6 protein-coding genes are annotated in these 18,072 nt (G+C 70.3%); all 6 read left to right on the forward strand.

The window, feature by feature from the left end:
- Positions 1–16 precede the first annotated feature (16 nt).
- The 6 genes from KFLA_RS03665 (at position 17) to KFLA_RS03690 (ending at position 18,016) form a co-directional block, all read left to right on the forward strand.
- Positions 17–10,597 carry a calcium-binding protein gene (locus tag KFLA_RS03665; protein ID WP_237706717.1) on the forward strand — a complete coding sequence of 3,527 codons (10,581 nt, stop codon included), beginning with the start codon at positions 17–19 and terminating at the stop codon, positions 10,595–10,597.
- A gap of 120 nt (positions 10,598–10,717) precedes the next feature.
- The gene (glgX, locus tag KFLA_RS03670; protein WP_012918412.1) at positions 10,718–12,832 is read left to right on the forward strand and encodes a glycogen debranching protein GlgX; all 2,115 of its coding nucleotides are present in this window, start codon (positions 10,718–10,720) and stop codon (positions 12,830–12,832) included.
- 40 nt (positions 12,833–12,872) lie between these two features.
- Complete coding sequence (gene treY, locus KFLA_RS03675) at positions 12,873–15,290, forward strand: malto-oligosyltrehalose synthase (RefSeq protein WP_012918413.1); 2,418 nt, start codon at positions 12,873–12,875, stop codon at positions 15,288–15,290.
- A gap of 1 nt (position 15,291) precedes the next feature.
- Entirely contained in the window at positions 15,292–17,019 is a 1,728-nt protein-coding gene (treZ, locus tag KFLA_RS03680; protein ID WP_012918414.1) for a malto-oligosyltrehalose trehalohydrolase, read from the forward strand.
- 178 nt (positions 17,020–17,197) lie between these two features.
- A complete protein-coding gene (locus tag KFLA_RS03685; RefSeq protein ID WP_012918415.1) occupies positions 17,198–17,392 on the forward strand; it encodes a hypothetical protein in 195 nt (64 codons plus the stop codon).
- Positions 17,393–17,581: 189 nt separating this feature from the next.
- The gene (locus KFLA_RS03690) at positions 17,582–18,016 is read left to right on the forward strand and encodes an Hsp20/alpha crystallin family protein (RefSeq protein ID WP_337466401.1); all 435 of its coding nucleotides are present in this window, start codon (positions 17,582–17,584) and stop codon (positions 18,014–18,016) included.
- Positions 18,017–18,072 lie beyond the last annotated feature (56 nt).

The raw sequence follows: 18,072 nt of genomic DNA on the forward strand, positions 1-18,072 counted from the left end.
CCGCGGGGGTGAAGTGATGGGTCTGCTGCGTCCTGCCCAGGTACTGGTCCGAGCTCGGATGACGGCGGTCTTCACTGCCTTCTCGCTGCTCTTCGGGCTGCTCGTCTACGCGCCGCTGCCGGCGCGTGCCGCCGACAACGGCGTGAACCAGTTGCTCGGGTTCCTCGGCGCCGGTGGTCAGCCGGACAGTCTTGCGGCCTGGACGACCGGGCTCGCCTCGGTCGACAAGCTCAAGGAACCGTTGCCGCTCGTCGGGGCGAGTCCGGGTGGCCTGCTCGGGCTCGACGACCTGTTCCTGGAGGCGGCCGCCAAGCAGTTGCAGTCGGCCACGGACTTCGGGGATCTGGAGGTCGACAAGGACATCACGGTGGCCGGTGGACGGGCGGGGCAGCTGAAGACCTCCGTCAGCGACCTCGGCGACGGCAAGAAGCTCGACATCGTGCTGACGGTCGGCAAGACCGTGACCGGGCAGGACCTGAAGGTCAGCAACGCGGATCCGAAGGTGGAGCTGTCGGTCGCCGACGGTGCCACGGTCGCGCTGAAGGCCCGCATCGGACTGAGTGCGGTGTGGACCGGTGCCGGTGACAACAAGGTGTACCTCGTGCACGACGCCGCCACGCCGCGGCTCGACGTCGACGCGCACGCGAGCATCGACAACGCGGCCGCGAAGGCGGCCATCGGCATTCTCGGCGTCTCGCTGACCGGGTCCTCGCTGGACGTGGACGCGCACTTCGTAGGCAAGCTCAACGACCCGAACAACGACGGCAAGCTCTTCTTCGGCGCCACCGGTGAGCTCGGTCAGCCCGGCTCCCTCGATGGCCTGCTGAGCGTCGGTCTGGACGCCGAGGGCTCGCTGCCCACCGACAACACCGACCCGAACACCAGAGGGTCGGTGCACGGCACGTTCCAGCTCGGCGCTGCCGCGTCCGGTGTCCCGGGAGTCGTGCTGCCGGACGGCATCGCCGCGACCGTCAAGGTCGACTGGAACGACATCGGAACCGGTACGCCGACCGTCACCGCGCCGGACCTGGCCGCCACCGTCGGCAAGTTCCAGAACATGAGCCTGCAGGACCTCGCCGAGGGACTGGCGCAGGTGATCGCGACGCTCACCGCGGTGCAGAAGGCGAAGTTCGACCCCGACGGCGACGGGCCGCTGCAGCCGGTCGGCGACCTCGACCTGCCGTTCATGAAGGGCAGCCTGGCCGACGCGATCCAGGTCAACGAGGTGCTGAAGAAGTTCCTCGCCGACCACACCGTCGCGGCGCCTGGACAGCCGGGCCACGTGCCGGGCACGGACCCCGCGCAGTACGGGAAGCCGAAGTTCGCGTCGCTGCAGGAGCTGATCGGCCTGCTCGAGCAGGCCTCGGACATGGATCTCGGCGGCCTCGTCTGGGACGCCACCAACAGCAAGCTCGTCGTCCCGCTCAGCATGACGAAGACCGCTCCGGCCGATCCGGTCGAGCTCGACCCGGTCAGCATCGAGGCGTCCGGCAAGGTCGCCGAGTACGGCGCGAAGACGCTGACGGTGGCCGGCGCCGGCTGGCAGCCGAACCAGTGGCTCGGTCGCCGGGTGGTGGCCGGTACGTCGGCCGGCGAGGTGGTCGGCAACGACGCCGCCACGATCACGCTGAAGCAGGACTGGATCGGCGGCGTCCCGGCGAAGCACACGGCGTACGTGATCGCCGGGCCGGAGCCGCACGTCGGCGCGGTGACCTTCGCCAACACGATCGACTCCGGCGGCCACGGCATCGTCAACGCGAACGCCGACCAGACCTTCGCCACGGTGAAGCCGTCGTTCTCGGCCGCGCTCACCCTGGTGCTCGACCTGCAGGACCCGAAGACCGGCAACGCCTGCATCGGCTTTCTCGGCAACACCAAGGCGTGCCCGTTCACCCAGGAGAACGGCCCGCTCGACACCGTTGTCCCGTCGCTGCCGCTGAACACCGACCGGGTCCTGATCCGGACCGGCGGCACCCTGTTCTCGGCCGACTTCCCGATCGAGTCCGGCATCGACCTGACCGCGAACGCCGGCTTCTTCAAGGTGAAGCTGGCCGGTCAGCTGAAGGTCTGCAACTCCAGCCTCGGTGCCACGTGCTCCGCCGGTACGCCGTCCGGCCACATGCTGAGCGTCGGCCTGAAGCAGCAGGGAGACGCCCAGCACGATCTGCGGCTGTCCCAGCTGTTCAAGCAGTTGGTGGACGCACCGGCCCAGTTGCTCGACGTCGACGTGAACGTCCGGGCGTACGCCGACGCCACGGTCAGCGTCCCGGACGCCGAGCAGTTCCTGCCGGCCGGCGCGACGACGAAGTTCACCGCGCAGTGGACCGACCTGACCGACCCGGACACGCTGTCGTTGGACACCGGCGACCTGACCGAGGTCTTCAAGCTGGACTTCGACGCCGACGACCCCAAGGCGCTGTTCACCGCGCTGATCAAGACCCTGCAGACGCTGTCGAAGCAGCTCGCCGAGGCGAACACCTCGGCCGGCTCCGGCGTCTTCGACAAAGAAGTCCCCGGTCTCGGCAAGTCGCTGCGTGACCTGCTGATCAGCGACGAGTCCAACAGCGGCAAGGACGTCAGCTACGGCGCGAACACCGTGGTGGACGGGACCCGGGCCGAGGGCAACCTGTTCACCGATGCGCTGATCGGCCGGACCGTTGTCGTCGGCACCCAGGTCGGGGTGGTCAAGGACGCGTCGGACGACGGCAAGACGCTGACCTTGACCCAGCCGTGGGCCTCACCACCCGCACCCGGTACGGCGTACAGCATGCGCTCGGCGCTCGACGACGCCACCGACCGGTTGCTGGCGAACACGCCGGACAACCTGCAGGACGCGGTCGAGCTGCTGAACCAGGCGCTCGGCACCGACAGCGTGAAGTTCCGCTACCTGGAGAAGGACGGCAAGCCGAACCTCGTGCTGGCCGTGGACTGGAAGCGCGACTACCGCACCGCCGCGCCGATCAAGCTTTCGCTGGGCAGCCTGAACGGCGGCGACCAGAGCTTCGCCGGCGCGCAGGCGGCCGGCCAGGCCCAGGTGGACGTCACCGGCCAGGTGAAGGTCGGCCTGGTGGTCCCGCTGGAAGCCGGCGACGGTCCGGCGGACGGGGCAGCGCTGAAGGTGCTCGAGGACTCCTCGATCAGCGTCGGCGCCAAGGCCAAGCTGGAGAACGGCGTCGTCCAAGGTGTCGTCGGGCCCTTGTCGGTGTCGCTCGGCAACCCGGCCGCGGACGCTCCGGCGGCGGAGAAGGCCCAGGCGCGGGCGGACCTGAGCATCGCGCTGGCCAAGTCCGGCGCGGCGGCCGACACCCCGGTGTCGTTCAGCGACTTCCTCGGCGCGGTCGGCGTGAACTTCAACGCCAGCAACGGCACGGTCAGCTGCGGGGAGACGCTGGAGACGCCGCTGATGGTGTGCGGCAACCTGCCGATCTACCTCAACAACACCGGGACGGACGCGGGCTGGGCGCAGATCGGCACGATCGCGCTGCGGGTGCCCGACTCCACGAACCCGGCCGATCTGGCGGACCTCGACGACAACCTGCCGGCTCCCGACGCTGCGAAGAAGGAGCTGCAGCTGCCCGAGGACCTGGGCACCAAGCTGTCCGAGGCGCTGCTCGACTTCGGCAACTTCGGCGACGGACTGGAGAGCTACCTGGCCCAGATCGAGCAGGCGTTCCGTACGGCCAGCCTGGGCGGCAAGCTGCCCTTGGTCGGCGAGGACCTGCAGCAGGGCGCGGACTTCATCGGCGACCTGCGCACCCAGCTGCGGAACTTCATCTGGAACGAGCTGCCCGGCGCGGGCCGGCCGGCCAACTCCCAGGAGTTCGAGACCTTCATCAACGGCAAGCTCGCCACCGAGCTGGCCAAGGTGAAGATCGCGGCCACCGACGTCAAGGTCGAGTTCGACTGCACCGCGACGCTGGCCAAGGCTGCCGCCCCGACGGTGACGGCCAACCCGGCGGACGCCGGGACGGCGACGTACGAGTACAAGGTGGTCGCGTACCAGGGGTCCGGTGACGGGACCAGCGGGGACACCATCCCCAGCGATCCCGGCCAGACCACGAAGGGCGCCGCCACGCTCGGCGGCGAGAACTTCAACAAGGTCACCTGGACCCCGGTCGACAAGGCGGCGGGGTACAAGATCCTGCGCAAGGGACCCGGCGAGACCGAGTTCCAGCTGATCAAGAAACTGCCGGGCAACACGCTGAGCCACGAGGACCACGGCGACACCGGTACGGCGTACGCGGCGGTGGAGCAGGAGCCGGACCTGGCGCTGTGCCCGCTGGAGCAGATCAACGGCGCGTTCCTCGACTTCACCGCGCAGCGCGGCAAGGTCAGCGTCGCCAAGGGCTGCGAGAGCGCCGGTGCGCCGCAGGCCTGCTTCACCAAGGACCTCCCGCTCGACATCGGCATCCCGGGCCTGGCGCTGCGCGGTGTGGAGAAGGACGAGGGGCAGTCCAAGGCCAAGGGGGTGTCGGTCGCGGCCGGGTTTGCGCTGCACTTCCGGCTCGGCCTGACCAAGGCGGACGGCTTCTTCGTCAACACGCGGGACGGCTGGGGAGCGGACAACAAGGCCCTGCCGGAACTGCAGGTCGGCCTGGCGTTCGACCTGCAGGAGAACACCAAGCTGCTCGCCGAGCTGGCTTTCATCAAGGTCGACATCACCAAGGCGACCGGCACCGGGCACACACCCGAGGTGCCACTGTTCCACGGCGCCTTCCAGATCGACCTGAAGGCACCAGGCCAGACGGAGAGCTGCTTCAAGGGCACCGAGGACGTCTGCGCCGCGGACGAGAACGCCAAGGTGACGTTTGCCGAGCTCGGTCACTCCGGCAACCTGTTCGGCGTCTCGCTGGCCGGCGGCTTCCACCTGGACTGGAACGTGGAGGCCAAGGTCGACTCGGCCTTCCCGGGCGTCCGGGCGAACTTCCAGCTGAAGTGGGACTTCGACAACAACGCGCCGGACGCGGCGGGTGCGCCGTACATCGCCTTCAAGGACGTCGGGATCAGTGCCGGCAGCTTCTTCGAGGGCCTGCTCGGTGACGCGGTCAAGGAGATCAAGCGGGTCACCGGTCCGCTGCAGCCGGTCGTCGACACGCTGTACGCGCCGATCCCGGTCCTGTCGGACCTGAGCCGGATGGCCGGCGGCGGCGACGTCACGCTGATGACGCTGGCCAAGTCGTTCAGCACACTGGCCGGTGGACCGAAGCTGGAATTCGTCGACAAGATCAAAGCGGTCATCGAGTTCATCAACCGGCTGCCCAGCTGCAGCCCGGACGCCGAGAACGACTGCTACGTACCGCTCGGCAGCTTCGAGCTGTCCGGTGCGAAGGCGCTGGAGACGAGCAACTCCCCGACCACAGCGGACTCGATGTACTCGAAGGTCCTCAACAAGGACGGCCAGCCGCTGACCGAGGCCGACGGCGACGCGGTCAAGGCGGCGCTGAACGACGCGAACGAGACCGGTGGCGACGCGGCGAAGGACGTCTTCGGCACCGGCAACGGGCTGGCCGAGGCCAAGGGCGACGCGGAGAAGTCCGGGTTCAGCTTCCCGATCCTGGACAACCCGGCCACCGCGTTCAACCTGCTGATGGGTGGCGACGTCACGCTGGTCGAGTTCGACTCCGGGCCGCTGACGCTGGGCTTCAGCTGGCGGCAGTCCTTCGGCCCGGTGTACGCGCCGCCGCCGGTGTTCGTCACGCTGGCCGGCTCGGCCTCGGTGAGCCTGCGGATGGTCGCGGGCCTGGACACCTACGGCATTCGCAAGGCGGTCGAGGCGGTGCAGAACGGCGGCCCGGTCAAGGCGATCGACGTGCTCGACGGGCTGTTCTTCAAGACCGTGGACAGCAACGGCGCGCCGCTGCCGGTGGTGCAGCTGACCGGTGAGATCGCGGCCGGTGCCGCGGTCAGCGCGGTGATCATCACCGTCGGCATCGAGGGCGGCCTGCGGCTGACGATCAACTTCAGCTGGAACGACCCGAACGACGACGGCAAGTTCCGGGTCAGCGAGTTCCTGCACGCGGCGCTGAACAACCCGCTCTGCCTGTTCACCACCAGCGGCCGGCTGGCGCTGTTCCTGCGGGTCTACATCACCCTCGGCGTCAGCATCTTCTCGGTGTCGTTCAGCTTCACGCTGGCCGACGTGACGCTGCTGGACTTCTCACTGGCCCCGGACTGTTCACCGCCGCCACCGAAACTCGGTGGCACGGTGGACGACACACTGGTGGTCTTCGCCGGCAAGTTCGGCAAGAAGGACCAGCGGGGCGGGCCGTGGAGCAACGACGAGGCGGCGGTCGAGAAGGACACCGTCAAGGTCGTCTCGCTGCACTACGCGCAGACCAAGGCCGACCCCGAAGGTGACGACGCCGGCTTCGACGGTTTCGCGGTGGAGATGCTCGGCGAGCGGCGCGAGTACCACGACCCCGGCCTGCAGCGGGTCGTCGTCGACGGCGAGGGCTACAGCAAGCCGATGGCGATCACCTTCACCGGCGACGGCAAGAAGGACACCGGCGACGACGCCGGCGGCACCTCGGCCGCGTTCGACAAGGACGCCGTGGTGATCGGTGGCAACGGCAACGACGTGATCACCACCGGCCGCGGCCTGTCGTACGTCGACGGCCGGGGCGGAGACGACATCATCGCCACCGGGGACACCGGCGGCGCGGCGTCCAAGGCGACGGTGGCCGGCGGTCCGGGCAAGGACACCATCACCGTCGGCAACGGCGACGCCCGGGTGGCCGGTGACGCTTCGCTCGGGTCGGACCGCGACCCGCGGAAGGTCACCCACAACGCACAGGACTCCGAGGACGGCGACAAGACCACGGACCTGGCCGGGGTGTTCGACTGGACGACCATTCCGGACCCGACCGGGCTGGCCGACGGCCCGACGCCGGGCGACGACACGATCAGCCTCGGGCTGGGCACCAACACGGCCCGCGGCAACGCCGGCAACGACAAGCTCGCGGTCGCCGCGGACGTGCCGGACGGCTCGAAGAAGGCCGGCGTCAACACCTTGGTCGGCGACCTCGGCAGCGACCGGATCACCGGCGGTACGAACGCCGACCGGATCTTCACCGCGGCCGAGGGCGAGTTCGGCGTGGACGCGGCCGGTCCCGCCGACAGCGACCCGAGCGCCGACGACGGCGTCGCCACCAACGTGGTGGACACCGGCACCGGCAGCGACCAGGTCTGGGGCAGTGCCGCCGTCGAGGCGATCACCAGCCACTCGCAGGGCGACCAGGGCGCGACGATTCGGGGTGGCGGCAGCAACGACGTCCTCACCGGTGGCTACGGCACCGACGCGGTCTACGGCGGTCCCGGTGACGACTACGTCATCGCCGAGCCGGCCGAGGTGGGCCCGGTGAAGGGCGTCGACCAGCCCGGCGCGGTGGCGTACGGACCGCTGCGGGACGTGGTCAAGCTGCCGCTGCCGGACGGCGTCGCGTCGAACGCCAAGACGCTGGTCGGTGGCCTCGGCAACGACCACGTCGTCGGCGGGGACGGCCCGGCCACCGTCTTCGGTGACCGGCGGATCGACGCGGAGAAGTGCGCCACCGGTACGCCGGTGGCCTCGGACCCGGTCGCCGAGAGCACCAGCCAGGCGACCGGCGACGGCAACGACCGGATCTTCGGCGGCGCCGGCGTCGACACCGTCTCGGCCGGTGGCGCGGCCGACCTGGCCGAACTTGCCGGCGGCAACGACGTCGTCTGCGGCCAGGAGGGCGTCGATACCCTGCGCGGTGGCGGCGACGCGGACCGGGTGTTCGGCGGCACCGACGGCGACGTGCTGTACGGCGACGCGGGGCTGGACCAGGTCTTCGGCAACACCGGCGACGACGTCGGCTACGGCGGTACCGAGGCCGACGTGGTCGAGGGCAACAATGGCAAGGACTGGATCACCGGTGGCGTCGGCAACGACCTGATCTACGGCGGCACCCGCGCCCCGGACCGCGCCGACAACGGCGACGACGACTTGTCCGGCGACCTCGGCGACGACCGGCTGATCGGCGACAACGACACCGTGGACGACCCGGCCAACCCGGGCGACCCGGCCGCCGTACCGCTCGACCTCGACGGGGCAGCGCCGGCCGCCGGCGCGGGTGACCGGATCAACGGCGGCGACGGCCAGGACACCGGGTACGGCGGTCTCGGGGCCGACCTGGTCAACGGCGACGGCGGCGACGACCACCTGGAGGGCAACAACGCGGCGGACGTCGTGCACGGCAACGACGGCGAGGACGCGATCGCCGGTGGCTCGTTCGAGCAGGCCTCGGCCGGCACCGGACGGCCGGACACCGGGGACCAGCTGTTCGGCGACGCCGGACCTGACCTGCTGGCCGGCGACAACGCAGTACTCGCCCTGACCGGCGACCCGGCGGCGACGACCCCGGTCACTCGGCAGCGTGGGTTCGCTCACGGCCACACGGTGACGCTGCTCGACCTGGGCGCGGCTCCGGCCGCGGACACCTCCGGCAACGACCAGATGTCGGGTGGCGACGGGCAGGACGTGCTGTACGGCCAGGGTGGCGAGGACCGCGCCAAGGGCGACGGTGACGACGACTACGTCGAGGGCGGTCAGGCGAGCGACTGGGTCGAGGGTGATCTGGCCGACGACGACCTGGTCGGTGGCAGCTCGACCTCGCTGAGCGGGACCGGGGCGGACACCGTCGGGCAGCCGGACACCGCGGACGCGATCTTCGGTGGTCCGGGTGACGACGTGGTGGCCGGTGACAACGGACGGGTCCTGCGGCCCGCGGCCGGACAGACGCCGACCCGGGTCACGGTCCGGCTGGGCACTGAGCCCGGTCAGCCGATGGCGGGCCGGATCATCGACCGGTACGACCTCGGCAGCAACCGGCTGGCGGTGCCACCGGCAGACCGGTACGGCGCGGACCGGGTGTCCGGCGGCGACGGGGTGGACGTGGTCTACGGCCAGGACGGCGGCGACTACCTGTCCGGCGGCGCCCGGGCCGACTACGTCGAGGGCAACGGCGGCGCGGACGTGCTCCGCGGCGACCTGTCGCTCGGCGGCGACTCACCACTCACCACCGTGCAGCCGCTGACCGACCCGGGCTGGCCCGGTACGCCGAGCGCTGCGGCCGTGCTGGAGGGTGCGGCCGGTCCGGACGGTCAGGACGACCTGATCGGCGGCAGCTCGGCCCAGGGGTTCCGCGACACCGGTGACACGATCGAGGCCGACGGTGCCGACGACGTGGTGCTCGGTGACAACGGCTCGCTGGTCCGGACCGTCACCGGTGCGACCGAGCGGGTGTACGCCGACCGCTATCCCAACGGCACTCCGCCGGCGGGCGCGACGGTGGCCCGCACGCACGACCCGGACCTCGGCGAGCCGAGCACCCGGTTCTGCACCGAGAACCAGGCGACCTGTGAGGTGGCCGGTGCGTTCGGCACCGACACCCTGTACGGCGAGGCCGGCGACGACGGGATCTGGGGACAGGACGGCAACGACACCGTTCTCGGCGGCGCGGACGACGACGACCTGTACGGCGAGCTCGGTGACGACACCGTCTCCGGCGAGGCCGGCGAGGACGCGATCCTCGGCGACCGGGGTGGCGTGGTGAACCAGTACCTCGACACCGGCGACGCCCCGGCGCAGTTCAGCATCTCGCTCAACCCGCCGCCGAAGGAGACCTACGTCGGTCTGCGGCGCGGCGGCTACGACCGCCGGGTCGACCTCGAGCACGACGTGGACGGCGACCAGTGGATCGGCGCCTCGACGGCTGCGGAGATGCCGCACGACGGCATCGCCGAGGGCGGCCGGGACCGGCTCCGCGGCGGACCGGGGGCGGACCACCTGCACGCCGGCTTCGGGGACGACCTGGTCAACGGTGACAGCGGTGGCGACCAGGTGTTCGGCGCCGACGGCGAGGACGTGCTGTGGGGTGGCCGGGGCTGTGACCCGGTGCTCGACGCCGCGACCCCGGACTGTCTGACCGGTGGGGTGTTCAAGGCCGAGTCGCGGGGGACGAACGACCGGTTCGTCGACCACGTCTTCGGTGGCGCGGGCGAGTCGGACCCGGCCGCGCAGGACGTGCTCGGCTCGGACCTGCTCGACTTCAACCCGCGCGGCAGCTACCCGGGCGCGTGCGCACCGGGTGACTGGCCGGTCACCACGAACGGGGTCACCGTCGACCCGTGCGAGTGGTTCCAGCTGACCGGGAAGGCGGACGACACCGCGGACCCGGCGAGCCTGGCGAACAACCAGCACCACCACGGCACCGACTGGATCTACGGCGGCTGGGACCGGGACGTGCTGCAGGCCGACCGGGCCGAGAACGGGCCGAACCCGGGCGACCGGCTGATCGACTGGAACGGCGCGTACAACCTGTTCAGCCACTGCAACGCGGCGTACGGAGGGTTCAACGACGTCCGGCAGCACTCGCCGGCGATGCTGAACTTCCTCCAGCAGCTCGCCTGGGGCTCCGGCGCCGGACGGTCCGGCGCGGACGTGACCACGGCCGGTACCTCGGCGTACCGGGAGCTGGCGCTGACCTACCAGCAGGATCACGGGCACGGCACCGGGCCGGCGTACCCGGGCACGCCGGGGCACTTCGACGACCCGGTGGCCTGCGCGGACTGAACCGGCCCGCACCACCCACTTGGCTCCGGACCGCCCGCCGTGGTCCGGAGCCAGGTGAACACTTGGCACAAAACACACCGCCGTTCTGCGCCGGGGCATACGGGTGGGTACCTTCGTCGGGTGCAGAAATGGCCTGGTCGTCCCTATCCCCTCGGAGCCACGTACGACGGCTCCGGTACGAACTTCGCGCTGTTCTCGGAGGTTGCCGAACAAGTTGACCTGGCACTGATCGCGGACGACGGGACCGAGCAACTGGTCCAGCTGACCGAGGTGGACGGGTTCGTGTGGCACGCCTACCTGCCGTCGGTCCAGCCGGGCCAGCGCTACGGGTTCCGGGTGCACGGTCCGTACGACCCGGTCAACGGGCACCGGTGCAACCCGTCGAAGCTGCTGCTCGACCCGTACGCGCGGGCCATCGACGGCCAGGTCGACGGTGACGAGTCGCTGTTCAGCTACCGGTTCGCCAAGCCCGACGAGCTGAACACGATGGACAACCGCGAGCACACCATGCTCTCGGTGGTCACCAACCCGTACTTCGACTGGGGCAACGACCGGCCGCCGGGTCACCCGTACCACCAGACGGTGATCTACGAGGCCCACGTCAAGGGGCTGACCAAGACCCACCCGGCGCTGCCGGAGGAGATCCGCGGCACCTACGCGGGCATCGCCCACCCGGCGGTCATCGAGCACCTCAAGGAGCTCGGGGTGACCGCGATCGAGCTGATGCCGGTGCACCAGTTCGCCCAGGACGGGCACCTGGCCGACCGTGGGCTGTCGAACTACTGGGGCTACAACACCATCGGCTTCTTCGCCCCGCACAACGCGTACAGCTCGATCGGCACCCGCGGCCAGCAGGTGACCGAGTTCAAGACGATGGTCCAGGCGCTGCACGAGGCGAACATCGAGGTGATCCTCGACGTGGTCTACAACCACACCGCCGAGGGCAACGAGATGGGCCCGACGCTGTCGTTCAAGGGCATCGACAACGCGGCGTACTACCGGCTGGTGGACGAGGACAAGCGGCACTACTACGACACCACCGGGACCGGCAACAGCCTGCTGATGCGGCACCCGCACGTGCTGCAGCTGATCATGGACTCGCTGCGCTACTGGGTCACCGAGATGCACGTGGACGGGTTCCGGTTCGACCTGGCGGCCACGCTGGCCCGGCAGTTCCACGAGGTGGACCGGCTGTCGGCGTTCTTCGACCTGGTCCAGCAGGACCCGGTGGTCAGCCAGGTCAAGCTGATCGCCGAGCCGTGGGACGTCGGCGACGGCGGCTACCAGGTCGGCAACTTCCCGCCGCTGTGGACGGAGTGGAACGGCAAGTACCGCGACACCGTGCGCGATTTCTGGCGGGGTGAGAAGTACACGCTGGCCGAGTTCGCCTCCCGGCTCACCGGCTCGTCCGACCTCTACCAGGACGACAGCCGGCGGCCGATCGCCAGCATCAACTTCGTCACCGCGCACGACGGCTTCACGCTGCGTGACCTGGTGTCGTACAACGACAAGCACAACGACGCCAACGGCGAGGGCGGCAACGACGGCGAGAGCCACAACCGGTCCTGGAACTGCGGCGTCGAGGGCGAGACCGACGACGCGGCGGTGCTCGCGCTGCGGGCCCGGCAGCAGCGCAACTTCCTCACCACGCTGCTGATTTCCCAGGGCGTCCCGATGCTCGCGCACGGCGACGAGCTGGGCCGGACGCAGAGCGGCAACAACAACGTCTACTGCCAGGACAACGAGCTCGCCTGGGTGGACTGGGAGCTCGCCGACGAGCAGAAGGACCTGCTGGAGTTCACCCGGACGCTGGTCCGGCTGCGCCACGAGCACCCGGTGCTGCGGCGGCGCCGGTTCTTCCACGGCGACACCGGGGTCGACGGCCTGGGCGACCTGGTCTGGTTCACGCCGAAGGGCACCGAGATGCAGGACGCCGACTGGACCCGCGACGACGCCCGGGCGGTGGCGGTGTTCCTCAACGGCGACGCCATCTCCGAGCCGGACCCGCGCGGTGAGCCGGTGGTGGACGACTCGTTCCTGATCCTGCTGAACAGCCACCACCAGCCGCTGGACTTCCTGCTGCCGTCGGAGAAGTACGGCGAGGCCTGGACCGTGGTGGTGGACACCGCCGACCCGACCGGCGCCGCCAACGACGAGCAGCACGCCGCCGGCAGCACGATCACCATCGAGGCCCGCGGCACCCTGGTCCTGACCCGCCCCCGGGACTCCGAGTGACCCAACCCTCTCCACTCCCAAGTCCAGGCCGGGAGGCCCCATGACCGCGGTTCCGATTTCGACGTACCGGTTGCAGGTGCACGCGGAGTTCGGCTTCGACGCGGCGGCCGACGTGGTCGAGTACCTGCACGACCTGGGCGTCTCGCACGCCTACCTCTCGCCGATCCTGCAGGCCGCGCCCGGATCCACCCACGGGTACGACGTGGTCGACCACAGCAGGGTGTCTGAGCCGGCCGGTGGGCGGGCGGCGTTCGACCGGCTGGCCGCGAAGCTGGCCGACCACCGGATGGGCGCGATCGCCGACGTCGTACCGAACCACGTCGCGGTGCCGACGCCGGCGCGGCTCAACAAGGCGCTCTGGTCGGTGCTGCGGGACGGGCCGGGCTCGCCGTACGCGGACTGGTTCGACGTCGACTGGGGTGCCGGCAACCAGCCGCTGCTGATGGCGGTGCTCGGCCAGCGCATCGGCAACGTGCTCGCGGACGACGAGCTCTCGGTGGACCTGAGCGGTGACGAGCCGGTGCTGCGGTACTACGAGCACGAGTTCCCGCTGCGGCCCGGCACCGAGGACCTGCCGATGGCCGAACTGGTGACCGAGCAGTGGTACCGGCTGGCGCACTGGCGGGTCGCCGACGAGGAGCTGAACTACCGGCGCTTCTTCGACGTCGACACCCTGGCCGCGGTCCGGGTGGAGACCCAGGAGGTGTTCGAGGCCACCCACGAGCTGCTGTTCGCGCTGCTGCACGAGGGCAAGCTGCACGGGTTCCGGATCGACCATCCGGACGGGCTGGCCGACCCGCGCGGCTACCTGCGCCGGCTGGCCGAGCGCACCGGCGGCGCCTGGGTCGTGGTGGAGAAGATCCTGGAGGGCGACGAGGAGCTGCCGCGCGACTGGCCCTGCGCCGGCACCACCGGGTACGACGCGCTGCTGCGGGTCGGCGGGCTCTTCGTGGACCCGGCCGGCGCGGCACCGCTCGCGGCGTACCACTCGGAACTGACCGGTGAGCCGGCCGACTTCGGCCCGGTGGTCGAGCAGGCCAAGCGGGAGGTCGTCGAGCACGGCCAGTACGCCGAGGTGCACCGGCTGGTCGAGCTGCTGGCCCGGATCTGCCAGGACGACGTCCGGCTGCGCGACCACACCCGCCGGGCCTTTCACGAGGTCGTCGTCGAGCTGCTGGTCAACTTCGACCGGTACCGCGCGTACGTCGTACCGGGTGAACCGGCTCCGGCCGAGGCAGTCGAGGTGCTGGAGCACGTGGCCGAGCTGGCCCGGCGCAACCTCGACGAGGAGCAGCAGGACACCCTCGACCTGGTCCGCGACCTGCTGCTCGGCCGGCAGGCCGGGACAGCGAGCCGGATCGACGAGCAGGCCCGGCACGAGCTGATCGTGCGGTTCCAGCAGACCTGCGGCCCGGTGATGGCCAAGGGCGTCGAGGACACCGCGTTCTACCGCTGGTTCCGGCTCAGCTCGCTGAACGAGGTCGGTGGCAACCCGGAGCACTTCGGTGTCTCGCCGGAGGAGTTCCACGCCTACGCCGGCCGGCTCAACGACCACTGGCCGCGCACGATGACGACGCTGTCCACCCACGACACCAAGCGCTCCGAGGACGTCCGGGCCCGGCTCACCGTGCTGTCGGAGCAGCCGACGGCCTGGGTCGAGGCGGTGCGGTCGTGGCGGTCGATGACCGAGGACCGCCGGGGGCCGCTGCTCGACGGGAGCACGGAGTACCTGATCTGGCAGACCCTGCTCGGCACCTGGAACGACGGACCGCTTGCCGAGGACCGGCTGCAGGGCTACCTGCAAAAGGCGATCCGCGAGGCCAAGCGCCACACCAGTTGGACCTCGCCGGACGCGGAGTACGAGGAGGCGGTGGCGGCGTTCGCCACGGCGGTCCTGGCTGACTCCGCTGTGCTGGAGTCCGTCCGCCGGTTCGCCGACGCTCAGGCCCCGTACGTCCGGGCGGCGACGCTCGGGCAGAAGCTGATCCAGCTGACGATGCCGGGCGTGCCGGACGTCTACCAGGGCTCGGAGCTGGTGGACCTGTCGCTGGTGGACCCGGACAACCGGCGCCCGGTCGACTACCGCGAGCGGATCGAGCGGCTGGCTCGGCTGGACGGCGGCTCGCCGCCGAAGGACCTGGCTGACGAGAAGTTGCTGGTCACCTCCCGGGCGCTGCGGCTCCGGCGGCAGCACCCGGACGCCTTCGCGGGCAGCTACACGCCGCTGCCGACCTCCACGGGTCACGCGGTCGCGTTCGCCCGCGCGGACGCGGTGATCACGCTGGCGACCCGGTTGCCCGTGGCACTGCACCGGCTGGGCGGCTGGGGCGACTCCCGGGTCGTCCTGCCCGACGGTGACTGGCAGGACGTGTTGACCGGCCGCTCGGTGGGTAGTGGAGCGGCTCGGATCGACGAGCTGCTGGCCGAGCTGCCGGTGGCGCTGCTCGCGAGGAGCTGACATGCACACCTTCACCGTCTGGGCGCCCGACGCCGCCACGGTCTCTCTGGTGCTTTCCACCGAGTCCCTGGAGATGACCCGGGCCGACGACGGGTGGTGGACGCTGGAGGTACCGGACGCCGGGCACGGCACGGACTACGCCTTCTCCATCGACGGCAGCGACCCGATGCCGGACCCGCGAAGCCCCTGGCAGCCTCATGGCGTGCACGGCTCGAGCCGGGTGTTCGACGCGTCCCGCTTCAGCTGGAACGACGCCGAGTGGGCCGGGCGCGACGTACGGGGTGCGGTGTTCTACGAGCTGCACCTCGGCACGTTCACGCCCGAGGGAACGCTTGACGCGGCCGCGGAGCGCCTGGACCACCTGGTCGCGCTCGGCGTCCAGGTGGTGTCCCTGCTCCCGGTCGCGGCGTTCCCCGGCCGGCACGGCTGGGGCTACGACGGCGTCGACCTGTATGCCGTGCACGAGCCGTACGGCGGACCGGAGGCGCTGCAGCGGTTCGTGGACCGCTGTCACACCGCAGGGCTGGCGGTCTGCCTCGACGTCGTCTACAACCACCTCGGACCGTCCGGCAACTACCTGGACTCCTTCGGTCCCTACTTCACCTCGAAGCACACGACACCCTGGGGCCCGGCGGTCAACCTGGACGACAAGGGCTCGGACGGGGTACGTCGCTGGATCTGCGACAACGCGCTGCGCTGGTTCCGCGAGTTCCACATCGACGCGCTCCGGCTGGACGCCGTGCACGCGCTGCAGGACGACAGCCCGCAGCACGTGCTCGCCCAGCTGTCGGTGGAGACGGCCCAGCTCTCGGCGGAGCTGGGCCGGCCGCTGGGTCTGGTGGCCGAGTCCGACCTGAACGACCCGCGCATGGTCGAGCCGGTAGCCGAGGGCGGTCTCGGGATGACTGCGCAGTGGAGCGACGACTATCACCATGCGCTGCACGCCCTGCTGACCGGCGAGAGCGCCGGGTACTACGAGGACTTCGCGCAGCCCGGGGTCTTCGAGAAGACGCTCACCCAGGTGTTCCTGCACGACGGGTCCTACTCGTCGTTCCGGGGCAAGGACTGGGGCCACACGGTGGATCCGGCCCGGCACCGTGGGTCGCAGTTCCTGGCCTACACCTCGAACCACGACCAGGTCGGCAACCGCGCGCTCGGCGACCGGCCGGCGTTGACACCGGGCCAGCTGGCGATCGGGGCCGCGCTGGTGATCACCTCGCCGTACACGCCGATGCTGTTCATGGGTGAGGAGTGGGGTGCGTCCACGCCGTGGCGGTACTTCACCGACCACGAGGAGCCGGAGCTGGCGGACGCGGTCCGCAACGGGCGGCGCGAGGAGTTCGGCGCGCACGGCTGGGACGCCGACGAGATTCCCGACCCCCAGGACCCGGCCACCTGGCAGGCGTCGCTGCTGGACTGGACCGAGCTGGACGCGTCGCCGCACCGCGAGCTGCTCGCCTGGTACCGCGACCTGCTCGCACTGCGGGCCCGCGACGAGAACCTGCGCGACGACCGGCTCGGATCGGTCGCGGTGACGTCGGACGCCGGCGGCGACTGGATGGTGGTCAGCCGCGGGGACCTGCGGGTGGTGGTGAACCTGGCCGACGCCGAGCGGGTGGTGCCGGTCGACCGTGTTCCGCGGGACGTGGTGACGGCGTTCGGCGAGGCCGAGATCGTCACGGACGGTGTTCGGCTGGCCGGGCACTCGGTGGGGGTTTTCGCCGTCTGAGACGAGACTGCGACCGCATCGATGTCTTGACAGGGATGGACAAATCCGGGGCAAGCTTGCCTCGGGCCTCGTTTGTGGGTGGGTACCGGTGGAATCGCTTGTGCAACGGGGTTGCGGTGACGGACTGTTGAAACAGCAGCAGGGAGAAGTCACCCGGGGGGTTGACGGGAGGTCCAGGATGGCAGTCGGAGGAGTCGACACCTACTACGACTACGAAGAGAAGCAGTGGAAGAGCCGGAGGCTGGGTGGCGGTCCGATCCGCCGCGGCCCGGTCTGCCCAGCACCACGAGCCGACCATCAACCGGCCGAGCGGCGTACCGCCGGTCACGAGCGCAAGGGGCAGGACGAGAAGGGCCAGCGCGTCCTGACCTGAGCACCACTCCGCACCACCACAGCGCCGTCACGTCGTCCGTGACGGCGCTGCGCTGTGTCCGGCGAAAGTCCGAGAAATGTCACTGAAACGACGACACTGGGACTTGTCATCATTTGGATGACGCGCTACAACAGTAGTGCGCAGAAACACCGAGGAACTGTCGACGCAGGAGGTGGAAAGACGATGTTGATGCGCACCGATCCCTTCCGCGAACTGGACCGGATGGCCCAGCAGCTGCTCGGCTCGACGGGTTCCGGCACCTGGACTCGCCCGGCCACGCTGCCGATGGACGCCTACCGCTCCGGCGACGAGTACGTCGTCGCCTTCGATCTTCCGGGCGTCGCGCCCGACGCGATCGAGCTGAACGTCGAGCGCAACGTGCTCACGATCAAGGCCGAACGGCGTCCGACGGACGTCCCGGAGGGCGTCGAGCTGCAGGTGGCGGAACGCCCGCTGGGCGTCTTCTCCCGCCAGCTGTTCCTGAGCGACTCCCTCGACACCGACCGGATCCAGGCGGCGTACGCCGACGGCGTGCTGACGCTGCGCATCCCGGTCGCCGAGCAGGCCAAGCCGCGCAAGATCTCGATCGAGGCGTCCGGCGGCCAGAAGCAGCTGAGCAGCTGAGGATCGCCGCCGGACCGATCGCTGGAAGGTGGTGATGCCCTGACAACCGATCCAGC

It is taken from the genome of Kribbella flavida DSM 17836 (assembly GCF_000024345.1).
Classification (GTDB): Bacteria; Actinomycetota; Actinomycetes; order Propionibacteriales; family Kribbellaceae; genus Kribbella; species Kribbella flavida.

Excerpts from the sequence above, each read along its gene's own strand:
- KFLA_RS03665 (WP_237706717.1), top strand. The coding sequence starts at position 17 with ATGGGTCTGCTGCGTCCTGCCCAGGTACTGGTCCGAGCTCGGATGACG.
- treY (WP_012918413.1), top strand. The coding sequence starts at position 12,873 with ATGACCGCGGTTCCGATTTCGACGTACCGGTTGCAGGTGCACGCGGAG.
- treZ (WP_012918414.1), top strand. The coding sequence starts at position 15,292 with ATGCACACCTTCACCGTCTGGGCGCCCGACGCCGCCACGGTCTCTCTG.
- KFLA_RS03685 (WP_012918415.1), top strand. The coding sequence starts at position 17,198 with ATGGCAGTCGGAGGAGTCGACACCTACTACGACTACGAAGAGAAGCAG.
- KFLA_RS03690 (WP_337466401.1), top strand. The coding sequence starts at position 17,582 with ATGCGCACCGATCCCTTCCGCGAACTGGACCGGATGGCCCAGCAGCTG.